Source organism: Streptomyces sp. sk2.1, from assembly GCF_008120935.1.
Classification (GTDB): Bacteria; Actinomycetota; Actinomycetes; order Streptomycetales; family Streptomycetaceae; genus Streptomyces.
This window is the reverse complement of the sequence record NZ_RDBO01000093.1, coordinates 1-8,080: the sequence shown is the minus strand read 5'-3', so window position 1 is coordinate 8,080 and position 8,080 is coordinate 1. Positions and strand designations below refer to the sequence as shown.

The following is an 8,080-nucleotide window of genomic DNA, read 5'->3' as shown; positions in this document are numbered from 1 at the left end:
CCATCAGGCCGCCGGTCTGGAGCATCGCGCCTACCTGGCCCCGGGCGATGGCGTCCTGCGGGGTCGTGCCGAAGACCCGGACCGTGCCGGAGTCCGCGGTGCGCAGCCCGAGCAGCAGGTCCAGGGTGGAGGACTTCCCGGCACCGTTGGGGCCGAGGAGCGCGACGGTCTCCCCGGGGTGCAGTTCGAGGGTGAGCCCGTCGACGGCGCGTACCTCTCCGTACGCCTTGCTGACCTGGTCGAAGCGGACCGCGGCGGTCCTCGCCCCGAAAGGGGTCGCCCGGTAACGGCTCGCCCCGCAGTCACAAACCGGGCATGACATCTGTCATCCCGTTTCCACGACCGGCGACCCTGCCGCGCCCGCCCCGCCCTCCGCCACGCTGGACGCATGACAACGAAAGCCGCCGAGGCCACCGGGGCGAGGACCGCCGCGGTCCGCTTCGACCAGGTCAGCAAGGCGTACGGAGAGGTACGCGCCGTCGACGGGCTCACCCTCGAACTGCACCCCGGGGAGACCGTCGCGCTCCTCGGCCCCAACGGTGCCGGGAAGTCCTCCACCCTGGACCTGCTGCTCGGGCTGCGCACCGCGGACTCCGGCACGGTCCGGGTCTTCGGCACGACCCCGCAGGACGCCATCGCCCGGGGCCAGGTAGGCGCGATGCTCCAGACCGGCGGCCTGATGGAGGACGTCACCGTCGAGGAACTGGTCCGCCTCGGCTGCTCCCTGCACCCCAGGCCCCACCCGGTGGGCGAGGTGATGTCCCGCGCCGGCGTCGCGCAGATCGCCGACCGGATGGTCAACAAGCTCTCCGGCGGCCAGGAACAACGCGTCCGCTTCGCACTCGCCACCGCGGGCGCCAACGACCTGATCGTCCTCGACGAGCCGACCACCGGCATGGACGTCACCGCCCGCCAGGCGTTCTGGGCCACCATGCGCGAGCAGGCCGAGCAGGGCCGTACCGTCCTGTTCGCCACCCACTACCTGGAGGAGGCCGACGCGATCGCCGACCGCGTGCTCGTCCTCCACAAGGGCCGACTGCTCGCCGACGGCACCGCCGCCGAGATCAAGGCCCGGGCCGGGGCCCGCCGGATCTCCTTCGAGCTGGAGGGCCCGGTCGACGAAACGGCCCTGCGCGGCCTGCCGTTCCTCTCCGCGCTCGACGTCACCGGCAACCGGGTCCGCATCCAGTCGCACGACGCCGACGCGACCGTCCACGCCGTCTACGGGCTCGGCCTCTACCCGCGCGAACTCGAAGTCGCGGGACTCGGCCTGGAACAGGCCTTCGTCGCCATCACCGAGGCCGAGGAGGCCAGGACCGCGTGAACACTCTGATCAGGCTCGAAGTCACCCGCACCCTGCGGAACAAGAAGTTCATGTTCTTCTCGGTCATCTACCCCTCGGTGATCTACCTCCTCATCTCCGGCACCCAGAACACCACCGACCGGATTCCGCACACCGACCTCACCTTCCAGGCCTTCTTCATGGTCTCGATGGCCTCCTTCGGCGCGCTGACCGCCGTCCTCATGGGCAACAGCGAACGCATCGCCAAGGAACGCGAGAAGGGCTGGGTCCGCCAGCTGCGGCTCACCGCGCTGCCCAGCCGCGGCTACGTCCTGGCGAAGATCGCCGGCGCCGCGGTGGTCACCCTGCCCTGCATCGTGGTGGTCTTCCTGGTCGGCGCCGCCGTCAAGAACGTACGGGTGGAGACCTGGCAGTGGCTCGCGCTGACCGGGGTCATCTGGGCCGGCTCGCTGGTCTTCGCCGCGCTCGGGGTCGCCATCGGCTATGTCGCCGGCGGGGACGCGGTCCGCCCGCTCACCATGATCATCTACTTCGGGCTCTCCATCCTCGGCGGCCTGTGGATGCCCAGCGCGACCTTCCCGCAGTGGCTCCAGAACATCTCCGAGTGGCTGCCCACGCACGCGTACGCTTCTCTCGGCCAGGCGATCGAAATGGGTGGTGCGCCGCAGGGCAAGGACATCGCCGTCCTCTGCGCCTACTTCCTCCTCTTCACGGGCGGCGCGGCCCTGCTCTACCGGAAGGACACCCTGAAGGCGTGAACGACGACGAGACGTCGGTGGGCATCGGGCGCCCTCCCACGAACCGCAAGCAGTTCTGGATCAAGCTGCTCTGGATCGGTATCTGGCTCGCGTTCATGAGCGCCCCGGTCAAGGACCTGGCGGGGGGCCACCACACCCCGTGGGGGACGGTACTGGGCTGGCTCGGCCTGCTGACCTTCGTGGGGTCCTACCTGCTCCTGGTCTTCCGCCACACGAGCAAGCCCCTGGACCGACGTGTCGTCCACGCCTCGATCGCCTTCCTCGGCCTCCTCGCCACCGTCCTCACCCTGACGCTCGGTACCTCGTGGCTGGTGCTCTTCGTGTACGTGGCGGTCTCCGTCGGCGCCACCCTGCCGCTGCGCACGGCCCGTTGGCTGATCCCCGCCGTCGTGGCGGTCATGGTGGTCATCGGGCTGACGGACGACCACCCCCGCGAGGTCATCACGGCCCTGATCTTCCCCGCGCTGCTCGGCGGGTTCTCGATGACGGGGGTGCGCCAGCTGATCCGTACGACGATCGAGCTGCGCGAGGCCCGCGCCACCGTCGCCCAGCTCGCCGCCAACGAGGAGCGGCTCAGACTGGCCCGCGATCTGCACGACCTGCTCGGCCACTCGCTCTCCCTGATCACGCTCAAGAGCGAGCTGGCCGGCCGGATGCTCCCGGACCATCCGGAGCGGGCCGCCGCCCAGGTCGCGGACATCGAGCAGGTCAGCCGCCAGGCCCTGATCGACGTGCGCAGCGCGGTCACCGGCTACCGCCGCCCCACGCTCCCCGGTGAACTCGCGGGCGCCCGTACGGCGCTGGCCGCCGCGGGCATCGCGGCCGACATCCCGGCGGAGGCCCCCGACGACCTCCCCGAGAAGCCGGAGGAGGTGCTCGCCTGGGCGCTGCGGGAAGCCGTCACGAACGTCGTACGGCACAGCGGGGCCCGTCACTGCACGGTCACCCTCGCCCGGCGCCAGACCCTGGACGGCAAGGTCCTCGAACTCGCCGTCTCGGACGACGGCGTCGGCGCCTCGGGCACCACGCCGGGCAACGGCCTCACCGGCATCGGTGAACGCCTCGCCGCGGTCGACGGCACGCTGACCACCCGGCCGGGCAGATCCGGTCCCGGCCCGGGCAAGTCCGGCCCCGGTTCGGGCAGGACCAATTCGGGTTCGGGCAAAGGCTTCACGCTGACCCTGACCGTTCCGCTCGGTTCCGGCCTAGGATCCGACGAATGAGCATGATCAGACTCCTTCTGGCCGAGGACCAGTCCATGGTGCGCGAGGCCCTGGCGGCGCTTCTCGGCCTGGAACCCGACATCGAGGTGGTGGCCCAGGTCGCCCGCGGGGACGAGGTGGTGGCCGCCGCCCACGCGCACGACATCGATGTGGCGCTCCTGGACATCGAGATGCCGGGCATGACCGGAATCGACGCGACGGCGGTCCTGCGGCGCGAGCTCCCGGACGTGAAGGTCGTGGTCGTCACGACCTTCGGCCGCCCCGGCTATCTGCGCCGGGCCATGGAGTCGGGCGCCGACGCCTTCCTGGTGAAGGACGCCCCGGCCGCCGAACTGGCCGCCGCGGTACGGAAGGTGCTCGCCGGGGAACGCGTCATCGACCCGACGCTCGCGGCGGCGGCCCTCGCCGACGGGGCGAGCCCGCTCACCGAACGCGAACGCGACGTGCTGCGGGCGGCGGCGGACGGCTCCACCAACGCGGAGATCGCCGGCGCCCTCCACCTGTCCCAGGGAACGGTGCGCAACTACCTCTCCATGGCCATCCAGAAACTGGCGGCCCGCAACCGCGCGGAGGCGGTCCGCATCGCCCGGGAGAAGGGCTGGCTGTAGAACCCGGGCGGCTGTGGAACCCGGGCCGGCCGGAGCGCGGTCCGGCCCGGAGACACACCCTGTTGTATTTGAACGTGACGGTTGACCTCTGATGTGTCACGTTTCCCTGCAAGGGGTGGTGCCGGAGGCGGCCAATAATCTGCGAGCGCCGCCCGCCCGCCCCGGGAAATACTGCACAGGTGACCTCCCAGACACCACCGACCTCCCCGGTATCGCAGGAACAGGCCCTCGGTCATGTCACGGAACTGGCCTCGGGCCCGCCGATGGACCCGACGCTCCGGGTGACCCTCAACTTCCATCCGGACCGCCCGGTGCACGGCACGTCGATACTGGACGCGATGGCCGAGGACGGCGTCTACCGCTCGCAGTTCGTCACGGGAACCAGCAACGGCGGACTGACCGCGCATCCCGGAGGCGACCGGTGGCGCTGGGAGAGCCGGATCTTCAACGGGGCGTACGACAAGGCACCCGCCCATGAGCGGCCCGTCTACGGGGCGTTGAACTTCCGCCGGAAGCCGGTCGGCGGGGCCCCGCGATTCGGCTCGGCCCACTTCCGGCTGGCGGTCGGGACGCTGGAGCGGACCACGTTCTGCTATCCGGACAGCTTCCTCGAACCCTCGGATTTCGGCGTCGCGGACCGCATGGGTCTCATCGGGCTCGCCCTCGCCGATCAGCAGGACGACCTTGACGACTACATCGAGGCACAGGTGCACGGCCCGGTCCGCCCGGACCGCCATGTGGAGGCCCTGGTCCTGGACCCCTGCTACCGGGACACGACCGTCGAGACCGTGGCCCTGCGTCTGGGCTGCCCCGTCGAATGGCACCCCGGATTCCGCCTCACGGTCGAGGAACTCCACCGCCACCCCGACTACCGGGGCCAGGAGTACGTCGACCTGGGCACGAAGATCGCCGTCGACGGCGTACTGAACCCCCGCATCCTCGGAGAAGCCGCCCACGACGACCGCTTCGACCCCCAGGCGGTCAAGAGGGTGTGGCACTACCTGGCACGGTTCGGACAACAGGGGCCGGCCGCCGGCTCCGTCGACGACGACCCGGCGAGAACCTGAGCGGAGCAGAGACCGCGATCCTGCTGTTCCGCTCTTCCCCTTTGCTGCGACGTTGCCGGGGCTCAGGTGGGGAATTCTCCGAGCCAGGTGTGCTGGAGGAGGTGTTTGGGGAGGTAGTCGGATTCGACGCCGATGGGGAATTTGCCGTCGTGGGCGAGGCAGGCGATGGCGAGGGGGCCGAGTGCGATGCTTCCGTTGATGTCGGTGGGTCGGTCCTCGGTGAGGGTCCAGTAAGCCTGGTGGAGTTTCAGTGCTTCGGTCAGGGCGGGGGTGAAGCCTTCGGTGTCCCTGGTGACGAAGTGGTAGAAGAGGTTCATCGGCGGATAGAGCTGCCCCTGCAACAGGTCGAGCGGGGCGATCCGGGCGATGGCGGGGTCCGTCATCTCGATGGCGGTGGTGAGTTTCTCCGCCAGTCCGGGACGGCGCAGCCAGTACGTCTGCAGGGTGTCGACCCAGTGGTAGATGTACTCGTCGTACGCCCCCTCCGGCGCCCGTAGCCGTTCCAGCGGAATCTCGCACAACTGCGTCATCCGCTGCTGCTCACGGCAGATGACGGCGAGCCAGAACGCGGACAGCCAGTTGCCGGCGCTGGCGGACGACCTCGGTCCCCTGGCTGCGGGGAGGTTCCGCAGTTTCCGGTTGATGCGGCACTCGACGGTTCCTTCGGTGATGCCGGTCACGGCGAAGAGTGCCGAGCCGAGCTGCATGGCGTTCACCGCGGCTTCCCACGTCTCCGCTGCTGCGGCCCGCGGGTCGGAAACGCAGCGAGCGTACAAAGACAGAACGGCGGTACCAAATTTTGAATCGATTACTTCCGTTGTCTCTTCGAGAGTCTCGATTCCTTGGAGGAGATGTGCTTCCAATTTCTCTGCGAGCTGCTCGACATCGGGCTTGGCGGACAATTTGTGGCGGGGGAAGATTTTGGCCATGAAAGAATCCCTTTGCTTATTTCGAGCCGACGGAAAGGGAGGAATACCTGAATCCATCACGTGGTTTCTCCCGGAGGCTACGCGTCGAACTCACCGCGCCAGGAGAAGTCCAGCAGGGCGGTCGGTAGGTAGCCGGATTCGACCTCGATCGGGATGCCGTTGGCCTTGGCGAGGCAGGCGATCGCCAGCGGGGCGATGGCCACGACTCCCTCGATGTTCTGGGTGCGATCCTCGTCGGCCGTCCAGTACTCCTTGTGCCAGCGCAGGGCGTCGTTCAGCGCCTCGTTGAAGCCTGCCGCGTCGTTGCGCAGGTAGCGGTAGAACATCATCATCGGCGGGTACTTCAGCTTGCTCATGGTTTCGGGGTCGATGACGCGGGCGTGCTCGGGTGCACTCAGATCCACGGCCCGCACCAGGTGCTGACCGACGTCGTCGTGTCGCAGCCAGAAGCTTCGGAGGGTTTCCACCCAGGCGTAGATGTATTCATCCAACGCGCCACCGCAGTCCCGCAGCAGAGATGTGGGCACCCGGGTCAGCATGTCGAGGCGGGTCGTCTCCCGGCAGATCAATGCCAGAAAGAATGCGTTGAGCCAGGTTCCCGCATTGAGGTATCGCTGAGGGCCAGTAGTGGTGAGATGTCGTTCCTCCTGGCGGATCTTGCAGGTCACGGTCTCCTGATCGGTGAACGTGGCGGCGAAGACCGCCGAGTGCACCTGCATGGCCAGCAGCCAGGACTCCCAGGTCTCCAGCATCACCGAGTCGGGATCTCCGACACAACGGACGCGCGCCACGTTCAGAGACTTCGACAACACCGTGCTCCTGGTGCTGTGTGAGGTCTCGATGGATTGCAGCAAATTAGCCAAGGATTTCTCCATGACAGGGACGACGGCTTCCATGTCAGCCACCGGATAACTCTGCCGGGATACGCTCGTAGTCACTGATCTCCCTTGTTGATTTCAGATCTTGAAGTATTCAAGGACGGCTCCGGAGTATTTGCCGCTGTTCTCGGTAGCCCTCACCATCACATATTCCAGATTTCCGAGCTTGAGAGCTGTTTCCAACTCGGTCACCAGGTCGGAATTTTTCCAAAGTTTACCTGTGCTGTCGGTTACCGACAGTGCAGGTCGAGCATCCATTTCGGCAATAATGGTCTCCAAATACTCTCTTGTGCCTTGTTTGACCATCATGTCTGCAGCGGAACCTTGTCCCCTGCGCCAGATGAGACCCGAACCCGGCGCTTTCGCCTCGACAATCATGAGCTTTCCATCCGGTCGACGGTACAACTGGTCAAACATATTGGCGCCGTTGGGTGTCTTCGGTAGGGGCTGCTCCACAGAGCCCTTGAACCGCTCGGGTATCACATGCAGTCGTGCAGCGTCTTCGCCAAGGCGCTCGGAGTAGCTGCTGTTGTTGGATGTCTGATCGTCGAAGTGGTCGATGAACTGCTGCCGGGTGTGCTGCACTTCCGTCAATGTCTGCTCGGTCGGTGTGGTCTTGTACGCACGTTCGGCATTGGACAGGTCGACAGAGACCCTCCGGTCCTTCGCTACGTCGTCCAAGTGGTCGATCTGGTCGACCGGAGTGCTGTCACGATCCAGCGGGTCCCGACCGTATTTGGTCTCCGATGGAGCCGAGGGAAGGTCGTGCTTGGATATCCAGGAGCCGTCACTGTCCTTCGCGAGGATGGGCAGTTCGACGCCATCGATCTTGGTATGGATGCTGTGACGATGGCCATCGGACCGGTAGTAGAGGTCGAACCAGGACTTGTCGGGGTCGTTCGCGCGCCGGACGAATTCGTCCTGCTTGGCCTTGATCTCTTCAGCGGTCGGTCGCTTCCCCTCTGAGGGGTGGGTCGGCTGCGCCGCGTCATCCGTACCGTGTGCTGCGTCGTCCAGGCCGCCTGCGCCCGGGCTTTCCGGGAGACGGGTTTCGCCGCCCACGGGCGGGAGCTCGTGGTGGCCGCCGCCAAGACCGTCGGTGTGGTTGCCGATGTTGGGAGGGCCGTCCCCGTTGCCGGCGCCCGAGGGGCCGTCGTTGTGGCCGCCTCGGGCGCCGGCAACGGGGACGGCCCTCCCAACATCGGCAACCACACCGACGGTCTTGGCGGCGGCCACCACGAGCTCCCGCCCGTGGGCGGCGAAACCCGTCTCCCGGAAAGCCCGGGCGCAGGCGGCCTGGACGACGCAGCACAC

The 8,080-nt window shown here is 67.4% G+C and carries 8 protein-coding genes and 1 pseudogene; 5 read left to right on the top strand and 4 right to left on the bottom strand.

What is annotated here, in order from left to right:
* A partial coding sequence (locus EAO76_RS40535) for an ATP-binding cassette domain-containing protein (RefSeq protein WP_148841252.1) occupies positions 1–322 on the bottom strand: 322 nt, incomplete at its 3' end.
* Between the two features lie 66 nt (positions 323–388).
* Between EAO76_RS40535 and EAO76_RS40530 the strand changes: the two genes are divergently transcribed.
* From EAO76_RS40530 to EAO76_RS40510, 5 genes are all read left to right on the top strand, one after another.
* Entirely contained in the window at positions 389–1,324 is a 936-nt protein-coding gene (locus EAO76_RS40530; RefSeq protein WP_148841251.1) for an ABC transporter ATP-binding protein, read from the top strand.
* On the top strand, positions 1,321–2,061 hold the full coding sequence (locus EAO76_RS40525; RefSeq protein WP_148841250.1) for an ABC transporter permease: 741 nt from the start codon (positions 1,321–1,323) through the stop codon (positions 2,059–2,061). Before EAO76_RS40530 ends, EAO76_RS40525 begins: the two co-directional genes overlap by 4 nt.
* Positions 2,058–3,284: a sensor histidine kinase gene (locus EAO76_RS40520; RefSeq protein WP_148841249.1), complete on the top strand. Its 1,227-nt coding sequence runs from the start codon at positions 2,058–2,060 to the stop codon at positions 3,282–3,284. Before EAO76_RS40525 ends, EAO76_RS40520 begins: the two co-directional genes overlap by 4 nt.
* Entirely contained in the window at positions 3,281–3,892 is a 612-nt protein-coding gene (locus tag EAO76_RS40515; protein ID WP_148841248.1) for a response regulator transcription factor, read from the top strand. Before EAO76_RS40520 ends, EAO76_RS40515 begins: the two co-directional genes overlap by 4 nt.
* Positions 3,893–4,155: 263 nt before the next feature.
* Positions 4,156–4,959, top strand: coding sequence for a DUF3626 domain-containing protein (locus tag EAO76_RS40510; RefSeq protein ID WP_148841254.1), 804 nt, complete (start codon positions 4,156–4,158; stop codon positions 4,957–4,959).
* 62 nt (positions 4,960–5,021) lie between these two features.
* Here EAO76_RS40510 and EAO76_RS40505 read toward each other — a convergent pair whose 3' ends face one another.
* The 3 genes and pseudogenes from EAO76_RS40505 to EAO76_RS40495 form a co-directional block, all read right to left on the bottom strand.
* Positions 5,022–5,822, bottom strand: a complete 801-nt coding sequence (locus EAO76_RS40505) for an immunity 49 family protein (RefSeq protein WP_316248407.1) — start codon at positions 5,820–5,822, stop codon at positions 5,022–5,024.
* A gap of 143 nt (positions 5,823–5,965) precedes the next feature.
* Positions 5,966–6,784, bottom strand: coding sequence for an immunity 49 family protein (locus tag EAO76_RS40500; RefSeq protein WP_262376165.1), 819 nt, complete (start codon positions 6,782–6,784; stop codon positions 5,966–5,968).
* A gap of 60 nt (positions 6,785–6,844) precedes the next feature.
* A pseudogene (locus EAO76_RS40495) lies at positions 6,845–8,080 on the bottom strand (hypothetical protein); the annotation flags it as partial.

Excerpts from the sequence above, each read along its gene's own strand:
- EAO76_RS40530 (WP_148841251.1), top strand. The coding sequence starts at position 389 with ATGACAACGAAAGCCGCCGAGGCCACCGGGGCGAGGACCGCCGCGGTC.
- EAO76_RS40515 (WP_148841248.1), top strand. The coding sequence starts at position 3,281 with ATGAGCATGATCAGACTCCTTCTGGCCGAGGACCAGTCCATGGTGCGC.
- EAO76_RS40510 (WP_148841254.1), top strand. The coding sequence starts at position 4,156 with ATGGACCCGACGCTCCGGGTGACCCTCAACTTCCATCCGGACCGCCCG.
- EAO76_RS40500 (WP_262376165.1), bottom strand. The coding sequence starts at position 6,784 with ATGGAAGCCGTCGTCCCTGTCATGGAGAAATCCTTGGCTAATTTGCTG.